Source organism: Mesorhizobium sp. M5C.F.Ca.IN.020.29.1.1 (assembly GCF_003997375.1).
Lineage (GTDB): Bacteria > Pseudomonadota > Alphaproteobacteria > Rhizobiales > Rhizobiaceae > Mesorhizobium > Mesorhizobium wenxiniae.
The window spans coordinates 1-15,333 of sequence record NZ_RZSW01000092.1; the positions used below are offsets into that span (position 1 = coordinate 1).

10 protein-coding genes are annotated in these 15,333 nt (G+C 61.6%); all 10 read left to right on the forward strand.

The genetic code is table 11. From position 1 onward, the window contains the following. The coding region (locus EOA85_RS37395; RefSeq protein WP_164759585.1) for a hypothetical protein at positions 1–1,047 on the forward strand (1,047 nt) is incomplete at its 5' end. 202 nt (positions 1,048–1,249) lie between these two features. Next, complete coding sequence (locus EOA85_RS10350; protein ID WP_245485676.1) at positions 1,250–2,023, forward strand: DUF3800 domain-containing protein; 774 nt, start codon at positions 1,250–1,252, stop codon at positions 2,021–2,023. Positions 2,024–2,192: 169 nt separating this feature from the next. After that, the gene (locus EOA85_RS10355; protein WP_127209339.1) at positions 2,193–2,762 is read left to right on the forward strand and encodes a hypothetical protein; all 570 of its coding nucleotides are present in this window, start codon (positions 2,193–2,195) and stop codon (positions 2,760–2,762) included. Next, complete coding sequence (locus EOA85_RS10360; RefSeq protein ID WP_127209340.1) at positions 2,759–3,466, forward strand: hypothetical protein; 708 nt, start codon at positions 2,759–2,761, stop codon at positions 3,464–3,466. The genes EOA85_RS10355 and EOA85_RS10360 overlap by 4 nt, the downstream gene beginning before the upstream one ends. A gap of 1 nt (position 3,467) precedes the next feature. Further along, positions 3,468–4,208, forward strand: coding sequence for a protein phosphatase 2C domain-containing protein (locus tag EOA85_RS10365; RefSeq protein WP_164759586.1), 741 nt, complete (start codon positions 3,468–3,470; stop codon positions 4,206–4,208). A gap of 128 nt (positions 4,209–4,336) precedes the next feature. Next, entirely contained in the window at positions 4,337–5,941 is a 1,605-nt protein-coding gene (locus EOA85_RS10370; RefSeq protein WP_127209342.1) for an N-6 DNA methylase, read from the forward strand. A gap of 191 nt (positions 5,942–6,132) precedes the next feature. Beyond that, a complete protein-coding gene (locus tag EOA85_RS38060) occupies positions 6,133–7,026 on the forward strand; it encodes a hypothetical protein (protein ID WP_206523279.1) in 894 nt (297 codons plus the stop codon). 521 nt (positions 7,027–7,547) lie between these two features. Continuing rightward, positions 7,548–8,684 carry a hypothetical protein gene (locus EOA85_RS38065; protein WP_206523280.1) on the forward strand — a complete coding sequence of 379 codons (1,137 nt, stop codon included), beginning with the start codon at positions 7,548–7,550 and terminating at the stop codon, positions 8,682–8,684. After that, positions 8,681–13,021 (forward strand): helicase-related protein, encoded by a 4,341-nt coding sequence (locus EOA85_RS10380; RefSeq protein WP_127209343.1) that lies wholly within the window; start codon positions 8,681–8,683, stop codon positions 13,019–13,021. The genes EOA85_RS38065 and EOA85_RS10380 overlap by 4 nt, the downstream gene beginning before the upstream one ends. Next, positions 13,008–15,236 (forward strand): DUF1998 domain-containing protein, encoded by a 2,229-nt coding sequence (locus EOA85_RS10385; protein WP_245485675.1) that lies wholly within the window; start codon positions 13,008–13,010, stop codon positions 15,234–15,236. The genes EOA85_RS10380 and EOA85_RS10385 overlap by 14 nt, the downstream gene beginning before the upstream one ends. Positions 15,237–15,333 lie beyond the last annotated feature (97 nt).

Here is a 15,333-nt window from a genome sequence, read left to right on the forward strand (position 1 = left end):
TCTATCGGCGGGGATACAGCGCTCAAGGAAGCAGCGACGGAAGCGCTGTTGTGGTTCGCGCATGCCCGGGAAGATCTGTTCGCACAGTTTACTGCGCTCGAGATCAACGATTCGGATCCGGTCGCTGGCATCAAGCCGCTTCAATCACACCCATCTCGGCTTGTCGCTTTGCGAGCCCAGTCCGCGCTCGATCTTCTGGTGAAGACTTCCGATTCGCTGGAGGCGCTTCTCACGAAGAATGGGCCTGAGGTGGTCGCAAGCCCGTCCCTCCCAGCATCTCGCACCTGGCTGGGCGATGCGCGGTTGGAGCAGCTTCTGCGCACGGCGTTTGATAGGGCTGCTTCGAGCATGGCCGCGGAGGTGTCGTCGACCGCATCGAGCGGAGAAGAGAACCTCGTTGGGAAATTGCTGGAGCGACTCCGCGGAGCGTGCGAGCAGGTGACCGAACGGGCGGCGATACTGGCTAGAGAGACCGATCGTGGAGAACGCCTGACGATTTCCCTCTCCCACCGTGTCATAGGTAAGACCGAAGAGGGCGATCCGGGTCTGGTGAAAGACCGGCGCTTCTCGGCCGATGTGACCCTCATCTTGCGCGCGCGCCGCGGCGCCGAGCCACCGTTCAGCCAACGAGCGACCCTTATCCAGGCGAAGCGCCTCCGACGCGGCACGCCGCTCGAGGGCGAGCATTATGCGGTCAACATGAGCCAGATGGAGGACATCGCAAATCAGACCAGTTCCAGCTTCCTTCTGGCGCTCGGTCCGCCGGCATTGGGCGTGACGATGCCGGTGGCGCCGGCGCAACTCCTGGTCGATCGCTTTGGCGTAATCGTGAAAGAGCGGCATATACATCCTGACCGGGTCGCCCGCTTAGGCAGGAGCTTGGCGGTCTGGCTGGTCGATGACGTGATCGGGCTCTGGACGGGTGACGCTCGGGAGGACGCCGTCGAAAAGGCCTCCGCCGGTGCGGGCGATCGCGACACCATTCTGGTCGAGATCGCAGTGGCGATGGAGTCGGTGGATCCGGAAGTCGAGGGCCGGAAGCGCTGACCGGATCGGGCGGCCTGCGGAATACCTATTGGGCGGCGACGTGAAATTCGGCCGAGGGGTGAGCGAACTTTCGCAAAACGTCGTTTCCGGAAATCCTGCGTCTTCACTTTGATGCGATCGATGTGCTCGTAGGATCAACGATGTCGCTCTTTTGGCATCCCGCGCGGATCGATAGACTACTCGGAGTAGAGAAGGTCATGTGGTGATACTACTACAAGGGTATTTCGACGATAGCGGGAGTCACGGCGGCGAGGGGATTTACGCCCTTGGCGGGTTTCTAGCGCCGGGCGTAAGTTGGCAGCGATTCAGTGCGGAATGGCAGGGTGTTTTGAACAAGGACCCCGCTATCGATTACTTCAAAATGAGCGAGGCAATCTCACTGCGAGGACAATTCGACCGTTGGCCGGGGCCCCTCCGGGATCAGAAGGTTTTCGAGCTCGCCGAGGTGGCGGAAAGGTGGGCTGTCGCTCGCATCTCTGCGATGGTCTTCAAGGAAGATTTTGACACTCACATCAGAGGAGCCTCGCCTTGGCGCGAACTCGATAATCCCTACTTTTTGCTCTTCAATCAGATCATAGTTCTGACCCTGGGCTTTGTCCAAGAGCTCGGCAAGCGGACGCTGGATATCAGCGACACGAAGGTCGAGTTCGTATTCGACGAACAAGGACTGTTAGGGCGAGACGCGGTGGGGTGGTGGGATGTGCTGAAGCTGGCGCTGGAGCCGGAGAAGGTGCAGCTTCTGGGAGCCCCTCCAGCGTTCGGCTCCGACAAGCGGCTATTTCCGCTGCAAGCAGCCGATCTCCTTGCCTGGTCTGTCAGGAATGCCGTTGAAGGCGGCGAAGGCAGTGTGCTCGCGAACGCCGTAGTCCAAACCCTAAAAAGGGTCCCGCCTTACGGCGGATTTGTCAGCGGAGATCAGATGCGGGAATCGTTGCCGGAGCTGATCGCGATAAGCGAGCCATACTGGCCACGATAGGCCTATGTGTTCCTGATGGTGTTGGGAGATCTGTCGATGTTGACCGCTTTGTGACCGGCGATCCGGCCATGGTGAGCCGTTTTGGATTCTCGATCCCTGCTTTGACAGGACGGCACGGCCCGTGTAGGTGTCCTTAGTCCTCGGACAGAGGACAGCGGACGAGAATCGAATGAAAAGCCAGGACATTGTCATACTGCTCAAGCTCATCAGCCTCCAGGAGCAGGAAAAAGAAAAAGGTGTCGAAATTCTGCGCCGGGAAGCGCAGGGCGAGGATCCATATTCTGTCCGCAATCTGGAGTCTTCTCTTGGCATAAGCAAGACGGAGGTCAATGCATCCATCAATCGAAGTCTTGCATCCGGTATCGCGGCTAAGGACAGAGATACGGGCCGAGCGAAGCCGAGCCGCAGGATCCTGCAGAATTTCATCGTGCACGGGTTAAAGTTCGTTTTTCCAGCGAAGCCCGGAGCAATGCAGCGCGGAATCCCTACCGCATTTGCGGCGCCCGTCCTAAAGAACGCGCTGATAAGCGCCGGCAGCTATATCTATGTGTGGCCCTATGCCAGCGGCCGCGACATGGGACAATCGGTGACGCCGTTGTTCAAAAGCGTTCCTGAAGCCGTTCAAAAGGATAATCGCCTGTACGAGTATCTTGCCCTTGCGGACGCAATACGACTCGGAAACCAGCGCGAAGCTGGCCTCGCGGCTGAGCGTCTTTCGGAAAGGCTCGCGAAGAAATGACCACCATCCGAGGCCAGCTGCTAGCAATGCTAAGGGCTGTCGCGGAAGCTCTAGGCGATGACCTGCGAAAACGACTTGTATTCGTCGGTGGATGTACGACCGCTCTTTTCATCACCGATGCCATCACGCTCGAGGATGTCAGAGCGACTGACGACGTCGACCTAATTGTCGATCTGGCCGGCTTTTCGGAATGGGCGCAACTTCTGGAACAGCTTCGAGAGCGAGGGTTCTCGGAATCACCCAACGACAGTGTCATTTGCCGAATGCATCTCGGCGAGATCAAAGTCGATTTCATGCCAGACGATCCCAAAATCCTCGGATTCAGCAATCGTTGGTATGAAAGCGGTATCGAGACTGCGGTCGACTACCCGTTGGACGAGAACCTCATCATCCGCCTCCTAACACCCGCACTTTTCGTCGCGACGAAGCTGGAGGCATATCTTGGCAGAGGTGCGAACGATCTGCTCTCTAGCCGGGATGCCGAGGACATACTTTTGATCGTCGACGGCCGAGAAGAGTTGGTCGCAGAGCTCGGAGCCGCGGACGATGACGTCCGCAGCTACATCGGTGACCAGGTCAAAGCTCTGCTTGAAGCTCCAGATTTCGATGACTTTCTGGAAGGAAATATCAGAGGCCCCCAAGGCCGAGTCGAGATAGTGCGCGAGCGATTTATTGCGATAAGCCAATATACCAGCGGTGGCTGACGTGGGCTTTGACGTCGATTGGCACAGCCAGCAGGGCACAAGAACTCCGGACAACCGCGACTATGCGGGTGTCGGTAAACGCGCTGACACTATCCTATGCATCGTCCTGGATGGTTCTACATCGACACCCACGAGCGGAGAGTTGGTTCGCGAGATCACCCGCGAAATGATCGATTGGTACGTCGCATCGGCCGCTGAGATAACAGTCGAAACTTTGACAGCGCAGTTGCGCCGAACACACGAATCCCTGTCCAAAATTTTCCCATCGGATACGGCCAGCTACGGGATCGCCCATTTTGATGCAGCAGGGCGGGCTCTCGTTTTGCACGCCGGCGATTGTTTATTTGGACGCTACGACGAAAAAGGCCCCGTTCAATGGCTGACCCAACCGCACACGCTTGCGAACGCTTTAGGTGAGATGCCCGTTGATGAAATCGCCAAAGTCAGCGCACGGCATCGGCTGACGCGGAGCTTCCGATCTCGAGAATTCATCATGCCCGATGCGGTCGAGATCGAACTTGCCGGTGCCTCTCTCGTCGCGGCGACAGATGGATTCTGGGCCGAATTGAATCTGGCCGAACAATTGGAATTCGTCGATCGACGCTATCAGCCGACGAGAAGCGAGAGAGACGATCGCAGCATGTTGCTCATTCGATACCTTGATGATGGCCAGACAAATCGGCTTTTCCAACGACGAGGCCCTTCAGAAAACATGTATTTGAGGAGCGCGGTGAAAGAGTGAATAGACAACCCCAGCCCGTAATCCCTGCAGCAGAATTGATCTGGCATGCACAGTGTTATTCTATGGGTTTCGTCGCTCTAATTTGGTAGTGAAGTTGGACGGCTGGGGCCGTGGGAAAAGGGGGATGCGTGGAGGCGGAGGCGAGCAAGACGACGCTGCTCGCCCGTGCTCGCCTTGCTGCGCGGGATTTGGCGCGTGCGGCCACGTCACCGCAGACACGTGCCGATGCATGCCTCGATCTGCTTGCGGATCTCGGCGTGGACGAACGGCTCGAGCCCTTCCGAAAGGCTCTCCATGCTTTACCAGTGGACGAGCGTCATTACTGGATCGGGACGCTCTACACGCTTATATTGCCAGCCAAGGTTCGGCGGTCGCAAGCCACCTACTTTACCCCCCCAACGGTTGCAGACGCGGTTGTAGATTTCGCCATCGAGGCTGGATTTGATCTGTCGAGTGATGACGTCCTCGATCCGGCGGCGGGTGGCGCGGCCTTCCTTTCAACGATCGCTGGACGGATGTCCTCAGCGGGCCTCGCTGCAAAGGAGGTCGCCTACCGGCTGAACGGAATCGAAATCGACGCCGGCCTCGCCACACTGTCACGCAGGCTGATAGCCGAACGGCTGAAGGCGCCCCTACCGCGGGATGTGATTCTCATAGGGGACGCGCTGCGCGTGCCGATCCCAGCCTCCTATGGGTTGGTCATCGCGAACCCGCCCTACGGCCGAATGTCGATGGAGGAGGTCCGCGGAAATGCGTGGCGGCGGGTCGCGCATAGGGGGCACATAAACAAGTACGCCCTATTTGCCGAACTCTGCTTCCGCAACGCGAAGCCCGGCGGCATTGTGGCGCTCGTCATCCCGTCGAGCTTCCGGTCAGGCCCGCTCTATGATCGCATGCGCCAGTTTATTCGGTCGCAAGGCGAGGTCCTTACCATCGGCTCGATCGCGGGTCGCGACGGGGTCTTTCTCGACGTGGCCCAGGACATCAGCGTGCTGATAGCACGCAAGGGAATGGCACATCGCCCCAATGTGAAGGTTCGGTTCCCAATCATCGGCACAACGTCGCCGGCGGCGACCGTTGTCGCGCAGGTTCTTCCCGCCAAGTCCGAAGACGCTTGGCCGCTCCCGCCGGTCGACCCCGAAAAGATCGGCGGCGCGACGCTGGCCGACTATGGCGTGACCGCGAAGGCAGGATACTTCGTCTGGAATCGCGAAGGGGCCAGGCTTGTGACGAAGCTCGGACATCTGGACGGCTTTCCGTTGGTATGGGCAAAGAACGTTCGAGCGGGGCAGGTGTGCCGACCCGCAGGCAAGCAGGGTACGAAGATGGACTTCGTGACCTTCACAGAAGCAAGCGCAGCCGTGGTCCGAACCCCTGCGGCCGTCATGCAGCGGACGACAAACGACAAGCAGCCGCGACGGCTCATCGCGGCAATCGTCGATCCTGCAGTTGTGATGCGATGGGGCGGTTTCGTCACTGAAAATCATACGATCGTTCTCACCGCCGAGAGCCCCAAACGGCTTGCCCTCGCCGTCAAACTGCTCAACACGAGTGCCGTCGATCAGCGATACCGCCGTGTGTCTGGAACGGCAGCGGTTTCTGTCACGCTGCTTCGGCAACTTGATCTTCCAACGCCGGCGGCCTTCTCGGCTGCGCTCCGCGGGGCCGACGGAGATGCGGAAACCGCAGCATTGACCGCATACCGCAGTCAGCAAGAATCGGTTGAGACGTGATGGCGCGGTACCGACCCTTTGACCGCGCACCTGGCACGGAACTTAAGGACCGGGCCCTGCAGCGCCAGACGCAGCTGGATAAGCGGGCAGGTCTCACCTCCAAGATATCGTCGATGGTCTCGCGGCGAGCGGCGGAAACGGTCTTGGCGCCGGAACCTGTCCAGCGACCGCCGCGGAACGTCGAACGGTATATGGAGGCTCTTGCCGGGCAGCCGCTTCATCGACTTGGATCGCCGGAAGCGGTTGTGCTCACACCGGCCTACGAACGGCTCGTCCGATCGGCCGCCGAGGTGGCGAGCAACGGATCGGCGCAGGTGATCATGCCGTGGCCCCCGACTCGCATGTCGCCTTCGGCGATCGTCTCCCTGCTGTCGATTGCCGCCATCAGCAGTGCGGAGCCCGTCCAAATCACAATCAAGAACGAACGCTCGCTCAGTCGGCAAAGAGCCGACGACGTGCGCGCCGTCGTATTCCCCTATGCCCGGAGCACACACGCGCAGGCACGCGCCGTGCAGGTTGATCGCCACGGTGTGGGCGAAGTGCACTTCGACCACCTGAAGCGCTACCTGGATGGGGAGAGCGACGCTGCAAAGGATTACCACCAGGTTCTGGCCCGTGTCCGCAAGCTGACAGGCCGAGCCTCGGACGGTCGGGACTACGCCGAGTTCGAACATCCGATCCTCGACGAGATTGTACCGCACGGTCCGGCGAGAGGAGAGCGACCTTCCAATAGCTCGCTACTTTGGCGAACGCGGAGCAAGACTGACATCGCGACGCACAAGCGATCCGGGGATGCGGACAACCCCTCAAACGCGGCATACTATCTCTACACGATCCGAGCCGGGGATCGGCTCGGCATGGAGCTGAGGGGGATCACGAGGGCGCCCGACCTCCTGATCCTTGACCTGTCGCGGACCGCGCGCGACCGGCTCGGATGGAATTGGCTGAAGCACGCTGGCGACATGATCGAGTGCATGCGCGAGGTCCATCCAACCGCCGGCATTCTTGTGCTGGCGGATGATCCGTGGACATACCAAACTGCCCGGTTTCAGCTTCTCGGAACGAAGCAAACCGGGCGAAGGTGACACCGGCCCTGGGACACGTTGTCTACTCGCCTATCGCCGGCATCGTTCAGGACACAAACCAACCGAAACTCCAGTTCGAGGGCGGTGCGCGGATAGAAATCGATGGTTTTTTTGGCGACGTCGATCGGAATATCGAGCGGCTTCGGGGACTCGCGCACAGGCTATCGGAGATGGGGGATCCGGCCGGGGCCGAGACGGCGCGAAACATGATCGCCACAGTTCGGCGCGCCGCCTGCCTGCCGGGATCTATCGCCGATCTTAGTCGGTTTCTCGAGCGAGAAACATCGACCGCGACCGCGAACGATCGACTGGCGACGTATCGCGTTGCGGCAGATGTCGCGTCCCTTTCCGACCCTCGCAGCCTTGCCAGCCAGGCGGACGCGGAGGCGCAGGTCACTGCTGAGACGATTGGCGTCATGCGTTCCCTTGAGCGGGCGACGCCGATGTCGACACTCCTAGCAGAGGCGATACAGCCGGCGCTTCGCTCCAGTTCCCGATCAGCCTTCGTTTTCCGTTCTGACATGGTGGCGGAGTTCGCGGCCGACCGGCTGTCCGCCGCGCATCCAAAACTGACGGAGCGGCTCGATGCCGGGATAATCCGCGTCGGTGGCGCCCGCGTGCTGAGCACCATCACGGCGATGCCCAGCTCGCTGCGCAATCAGTTCAAGCGTGCCATCATTGTCGCACCGACGAGGTCTGCCATCTTGGCGACGCTGGCCGAGCCGTGGTTGCCGGAGCACGTCGTGATCCTCGCCGACGCGGACACGCTTGCTTTCGCGGCCAGGGACGCCGACCGGCTGGCGCGGGAAATCGACGTGCCCGCGCTTGCCGTCCGGCTTCGAGCCTTCGCTGCCCGAGCGACGGCGCGCGTCAGCGAGATCGGGCGACACGCTGTGCAGCTTGATTCCGAGATGCCTACCGATGACATCGAGTTCCCGCCGGGGTCGGTGGTCGACCTCAGCGGAGGTTCTCGAGGCGAGCGCCGTCTGGTTGAAATATCCATGAACAACGGACAGCGCATCATCGCACGCGCATCGACAGGCATCGTCCTGCGCAACGACAGCGCCGCGACGACCTCCTTCATCGAACGACCGGCCTCGCAGATTCGCAAGGGCGAAGAGGTTTGCGTGATTGGACCGGGGTTTGTCGAGCGGGCGCGCACGCTCGTAAATGTCCGCGCTACCGCTGCGGCCGAAATTCGCGAATACCATCTGCAGGTCGCCAGCCGCTTCAGCGCCATAGCCGGAGATTCAGTCAACGAACGCCTGCGGGTCGTCGTGTCGCTGATGCGTGAACCGCGTGTTTCAATCGAAACAGCACGCTATTGGGTGGATCTTAACGACGAGCTCGACAAGCCACTGCACGACGTGGTGCCGCACGCGCCACATGATCGCGAGACGTTCATGCGTTTCACCGGTGCGCTCGGGATAGGCCCCAAGCTGGCGGAGAGCTTCTGGCTATGGGCCGTGGTTGCGCAGCGCTCGCATCGGCTGCGCTCGGGCAACATCTTCCACGACGCTTTCCGTGGTATTCTGACGGACCCTCATGCCGCGCTCGCCAGCAATCGCAACCGGAGTGATGACATTCGTGCGCTCCGGGCCATGGCCGAAGAACACGTGGCTACCGTGGCAGAAACACGGAGCTTGGAGGTGACGTGAAGGGACATTCGGACAAGCAGCTGGGTGAAATCGACGTCGAGCTCAAGGAGGCCGTGTGCGACGCGCTGGTCAACGCACTCGTCGCTAGAGTCAGCGGCGGCGACGAGCGCGGTCTCACCATCCTCGGCAGCTCGCCCCGTCGCGGCGTGTTCGCGGGGCAGCTGCTCCCACGGTTCGATGTTGGCGGCGTTGTGGACGAGACATCGGACATTCGGATCGCTGCTGTCGGGGTAGATTTTGTCGTGGGCGCCGGAGCTCGTGCGACCATCCAAGTCACGCCACGGTTCTCGGTTTATGTGCGCGTCATCCCCCTCTGGAAGGATCTCGTAGCCGGCGGTGGCGAACTCGACTTCGACTTCAGACTGCGTAAGAGCATCCAACAGCAGATTGACGACGCGATCCGCACGGAGCGCGTTTCGGCGCTGCAGGCGGCAGGGGTCGATCGTCCCGACTGGAAGGGAATGGACGAGGCGAAGCGTTCCAAGGTGCGAGCGCAGCGTGCGCAGATTCTCGCCGGGATCCGGACAAAGGCGTATGCGGCGCATGGCATCAAACTGCTGTCCGGGGAACCCGAGCCGCTGAACACCGAGCCATCACCCGACGATGCGGTCGGTGATCCCAATACCCCGGACGACAACGTCGCTCAGGCGGCACCGATTGCGCGCCTCGTTCGCGAAAGCCGCGCAATACCGTTGCACCATGTCGACCCGGCACCCATACCCGGGAAATGGCGTCGGATTGATCTTGCGCTTCCAGCTCTGGCGTTTGCGACCGACGCAGACGACACGACGCTGACCGCGACGGTCGATGCGTACAATGTGATCCTTGCAAACGCCGTGTGCGCGCAACTCGAGGCCTGGGTGACCCGGAACGGGGGCACCGAAGCCTGGCGTGACGCGACCGTGCAACCGGGCGAGACCCTGGACGAGGCAAGGTGGACGGCAGCCATGGCTGCGCTAGCAGCCCAACCGGTCGACCGTTCACGGGTTGTGCCGGATCTCTCACGAGTGGTGCTGAAGGTGGAGCGGCAGGCAGACTTCCTCGATCCGAGCCGCCTGTCGCTGCGCGTTATGCTAGATAACCAGTCCCCGGAGCCGACGCCGCGAGATGCGCAAGGTCGTTGCAACACGGTGTTCGGCGCAGGGCTTTCGTTGAATCTGCCCCAGGCCGCACATCAGCCCCTTCGGTTGGACCGAGTGGAACCGTCATACCGCTTCCGCGACCATCTTGATTATCCTGCGATCGGCCTAAACTGCGGTGTTCACGCGGACATCGCTGCAGGCGAACTACGCCTCGCCACGACGGCCGCGCCACGCTTCGCTCAGCCGCGTATCGTCGCTCGCCAGATCGACCTACCGTTCCAGTTCTCTATCCTGAAGGACCCAGGGTTCGACGCGACCAAGCTGTTCGAGTTGCCGCGAGCCTATGTCAAGTGGATCGACGAGCAAGAGGTTCGTCTCAAAGACACGGTAACAGCGGGCCTGGATCGCGCCGATGCGGAGATTGAGTCCGCACGTCTGCGAAAGGACATTGCCGCACAGCTCGCCGAGGCCCGCTACATCGAACGCGGCGTCGAGATGCTGATCGCTTCGAAGAGAGCATATGAAATGCTGGCCGGGCTGGCCGGGGCGGATCGCGCGGCCCTTGAGTCCCGCGCCGCTCCCTGGCGCGCCTGGATCATGACCAACGAGGCCTTCGCTCTACGCGACGCACACGACCCTAAGCGGGGCTGGCGACTTTTTCAGATGGCATTCGTCCTCGCGCATGTCCCGGTGTTCAGCTCCCGGATTGAGGAGTGGCGCGAGTATCATGACCCGATGCTGGACGAGGACGGCGTCAGCCTGCTGTACTTTCCGACCGGTGGTGGCAAGTCCGAGGCGTTCTACGGCACGCTGCTTTTCGCCATGTTTCTTGACCGATTGCGCGGAAAAGATCGTGGCATAACGGCGATGATCCGCTACCCACTCCGCCTACTAACGCTTCAGCAAGCGCAGCGTCTCCTAAAGTTGGTGGTGCGGGCCGAAATCGTGCGCCGCCGCCATGCCGTGGGGAACTGGCCGTTCGAGATGGGGTTCTGGGTCGGAAACCAGAACACACCCAACAACTACCGTGCGTTCCGCGCCGATATCCCGTTGGCGAGCGATCGGGAGTTCGCCGACGATAGCGAACTCGACGGTGCGACGGGAGATGACGAGCAGCGCGCTCAGGGTCGCCGATACGTCGAGGCGCGCGAGGCCTATGACAAGATCCCCGAGTGTCCCGTATGCGGCGAAGCAACCGGGCTGAGGCGCGATGAGGGCGAAGGGCCACTCGGAAAGCGAGCGGTGATCGTCTGCTTCAACGACGGCTGCGAGTGGAACCGGGAGCATGGCGGGCGGCATCCGCTGCCGTTCCTGCTGACCGATGATGCAATTTACGCTCGCGCACCCGCTATCGTGCTCGGAACCGTCGATAAGCTGGCCATGCTGGGCCAGCACACGGCTACTATCAGCAAGGTGCTCGGCATGTTCGGCCTGGCCCGTCGAATCGACCGGTGGGGCAACCTCGACACCCCGCGACGCGAGGACGACCTCCGCCGCGATCCCGCCGAAGACGACATCTCCAACGTCTTCCCCGCGTACGCCAAGGGCACGCGTGTCTTCCACGACCCGTTCCCCTCGCTCGTTATCCAGGATGAGGCGCACCTGCTTGAGGAAAGTCTTGGCACTTTCAGCGGGCTGTTCGACACACTGCTTGAGACGATCCTCCAGGATGTGGCCGAGATGGCCGGTGACGGGCTCCAAGTCGCGCGCCGCTGGGATGGTGACGGGTGGGGCGCGCCGCGAATGCCCAAGGTCATCGCCGCAACCGCTACCATCTCGGCGCCCGAGCGCCAGCTTGAGACACTCTATCAGCGCGTGCCTCTGCGCTTTCCCTATCCAGGGCCGGACCTCTACCACTCGTTCTTCGCGGAGCCCGCCGCGCCGCCTGCCGGAAACGCAGGGCGCGTCGCGCTCGCTGCATCCCTCTCGTTCGCACAGGCACCGGAGCAAACTGCGCCGTGGATGCGACTCTATGTGTCCCTCATGACCAACGACGCCACACATACGGTCACGACGGTCGGGGTGCTGGCGGCCTTTCACAGCATCATAACCGCGCTATGGGATGGAATGTTGGGCGCGGGCAGCCGCCCGGCGGCTATCGCGGCTATCCGGGGGGCGGTTTCTCGGGGCGTCGCTGGAGATTGGCATCGGGCGGCGATTGATCGCGCCGTTGCCCAAGGCCGTGCCGGCGAAATAATGGCGCTTGTCGACCTCCATCGCATCGCCCTCGCCTATGTCACCAACAAGAAGGGTGGCGATCAAATCATCGATGCGTTGGGTGCGGCAGTTGAACACCAACATAGGCGTATCGGTCGCAGCCACGCCGCGTTTGAGAGCCGGTTGATATCGGGTGGGATCGACATGAAGGACATCCAGGCGGTCATGGAGGATGCCGAAAAGTCGTTCGTCGGTGGGGACTATCCCGATATTGCAGCAACCCTTCGCAACATTGTCGCCACGTCGGCGATCAGCCACGGCGTGGACGTGGACCGGTTCAACAGCATGTTTTTCGCTGGCCTGCCCTCTGACATCGCAGAGTATATCCAGGCGTCGAGCCGTGTCGGTCGCACGCATGTGGGGTTCGTGATGCTGCTACCGACGCCCCAGAACCGTCGCGATCGCTACGTTATCGAGACCCATGACATCTTCCACCGATTCCTCGAGCGCATGATCGCACCGCCCGCTGTCGAACGGTGGGCAGAGAACGCGATCAAGCGGACCATGGCGTCGTATGTTCAGGCATGGGCCATGCTGCGCGAGGCGCGCGAATTCCTGGCCCAAGACGATGGTCGGAAAGCGGAAGTAAGTCACATGGACCAGATCAGCCGGTTCGCCACCCTGGCGCAGCGCAACCATGTCGCGCTTTGCGAGACGTTGGGGGGGTTCATGCTGCGCGCCAGTGGTTTCGCCGGCAAGGGCGCGTCTCAGCTGGGCGCTCCACACTACGAGGACTTCTACCGTGCCTTGGTGGAGAAGCAGGTCGATACGTTCGTACGCGACATATCGAGTCGGGGCACGATCGCCAGCCTGCGGGACTATTGGGACGACTTGCCGGCGTTTCGACCCCCAATGACGTCGCTGCGCGACGTCGACGAGGCAGGGTACATCGTGGCCGCGGGGCGAGATCCCCTTGCGCGGGGGCGATCCACCGATGTCGATCGGCAGGATCTGGCGAAGGTGATGCGGGCGATCAGGACCCAACGCGGCACAGCCTCGGAATTGGATGCAGACGGAGGCGACGATGGGCGAGGGTAAGGGCACCGGCGGAGACTGGCGCACATCAAACCGCCGGCCGTCCTCCTTCGGTGGTGCAAGGCGCGAGCCGGAAGCGCTAGAGCCGCCGACTATGTCGCGATCGCGCGTGCAGCTCGCCAGCTCCTACGCACCCGGAGTGCTTATGACGTGGGAGGGGGGAAAGGGAATATGCCGCGCCGTCCCACTGGCGAACGATATCTCCAAGCAGCTCAACCGGACGACGATCGATCTCGTCTTCGAGAATCTGAGTGACTTCGCCACTAATTGGCGCGATCGGGCGATGAAAGCCGTTCCTGACGCCCTGCCCGAACTCATCCTCGACGCCCCCTTCCGCGATTCCCGGACCGGGGAGGTACGGATCGAGCGGGGCGATTTTCAGATGACAGGACCAGACCGTGTTGGCTACGTCCCCTATCCCCTCGTTTACCGCTGCGGCATCTGCGGTTCGACCCGTGAATACGAGAGCATCGCGGATCAGGCGAGGCAGCCGCTGCCAAGAAAGTGCAATGGACACGATGCCCGCTGGACCCAGATCGACGTCGTTTACGTGCACTGGTCGGGCGAGATTCAGCCGCTCAGCCCGTTCAACTACAATTTTGATCCGCAGACCGGCAGCACCCGCCAAATCAGGATGTGCACCTGCGGTTCAACCAGCTTCAAGCTGCGGAACGACGCCCCTGTTTTCTCGGAATGGCGGTACGTCTGCGAAGGCTGTGGCGATACGCGCCCGCTCAAGAAGGCCGAGCCCGAGGTCCTTTCACGATTGCAAACCGAGCAGAATACCAGTGGTCGCGCCTTCCAGTGGATCGAAATCAATATGCTGCCGGTGTCGTACCGGGCCAACTCAACCTTCTACCCACAGCGCACCAGCTTTATCGAATTCCAGGATAGCGCCGTGGTTGAGCTGATGACGCCGCCACGGGTCGGCGAGCTGGTGGCGAAGCTGGCCCAAATTCATAACATCCCATTCGCCGAGCCAGCGGAGGACGAGGTGCGGGCGGCGGTGCAGGCCGACCCGAAGCACCGCAGCGACTGGGACGACTACCTTAGCTTCCTCGAGATGGCTAGCCGCGCGGACGAAAGCGGTCGTCCTGAACGCGCACGGTCATACCGCGATAGCGCACACGAGTTGCGCGAGGGTTGGTTCGCTGCTGGCATTGTTGAACGCGGCAGGCTGGGCAGCGCAGGCGTCCTGAGGGCCATCACGCAGCGTGAGGATTGGACACGCCGCTATAATCCGATCCGGCTCACCATCCAGCACGATGCGTTCCTGCGCGAGCATATCGAAGAGGCTATGGCCCGACACGCGGCCGTCGACGTGATGGAGCCCGACATCACATTGACCGACGTCGTGAACGATCCCCAGCGCAAGGCGCGCTACCAGTCCAATATTGGAAATCTACTAGCGCATTTGGGCATGGAACGCTTGGTGATCGTCCGCAATCTGCCAATCTGCGAGTTCAGTTTCGGCTTCACGCGGGTTTCCGCGACGCCCGTCTACAAGCGTGAGCATCAGGGCACGAGCGTCGACATGCCAGTGCGCCTCAAGGCGTTCGACCAGTTGCCGATCCAAGGCACGAAACGACCAATATACGTGACCCAGCAGCAGAACGAGGCACTCTACTTCAAGCTGGACGAGGCCAGAGTGGTCCGCTGGCTGCAGGCCAATATGGTCACTGACGTGCCCCACGATGGTCTCGGCCGAGGCTATCTGGAGCGCTACGAGGATTTCGGCCCGTTCCTCGAAATGTTCAAGGACCGCGAGGGTAGTGGCGGCTATCCGCGCACAGTGCCAGCGTACGTTTACCTACTTCTCCACACCCTGTCGCACCAGATGATGCATTCGCTAGCAGATTCGTCGGGCGTCGACCGCGATGGCATCGGTGAGCACATCTTCCCGGCGGACCTTGCCTTCGTGATCTATCGGAAAGGCATGACCCCTGACCTTGGCAACATCTCCGCAATGTGGCGCAACCATGCCGATGAGTTTCTGCGCCGCGCGCTCGATCCGCGCATGTTGCGATGCGGTTCGGGCAGCCTATGCGACGCCAGGGGCGGCGCTTGCCCGGCTTGCGTCATGGTATCCGAGGTAAGCTGCATCGCCTCCAACCTCTTGCTGTCGCGTGCTGTCCTCAAGGGCGGCAAAGGCCCGGAATGGGAACCCAGATCGGCACCCGACCTCGTCGGCTTCTTCGACCCGGCCGTGGCGAAATGACCAACGAAGTATTCATTTCGCCACGAGCCACCGCCAGGCTCGTCGTGACGATGCCACCTGCGCCGAGTCGATTGGCGGACGCGCTCGCTGCCGACAT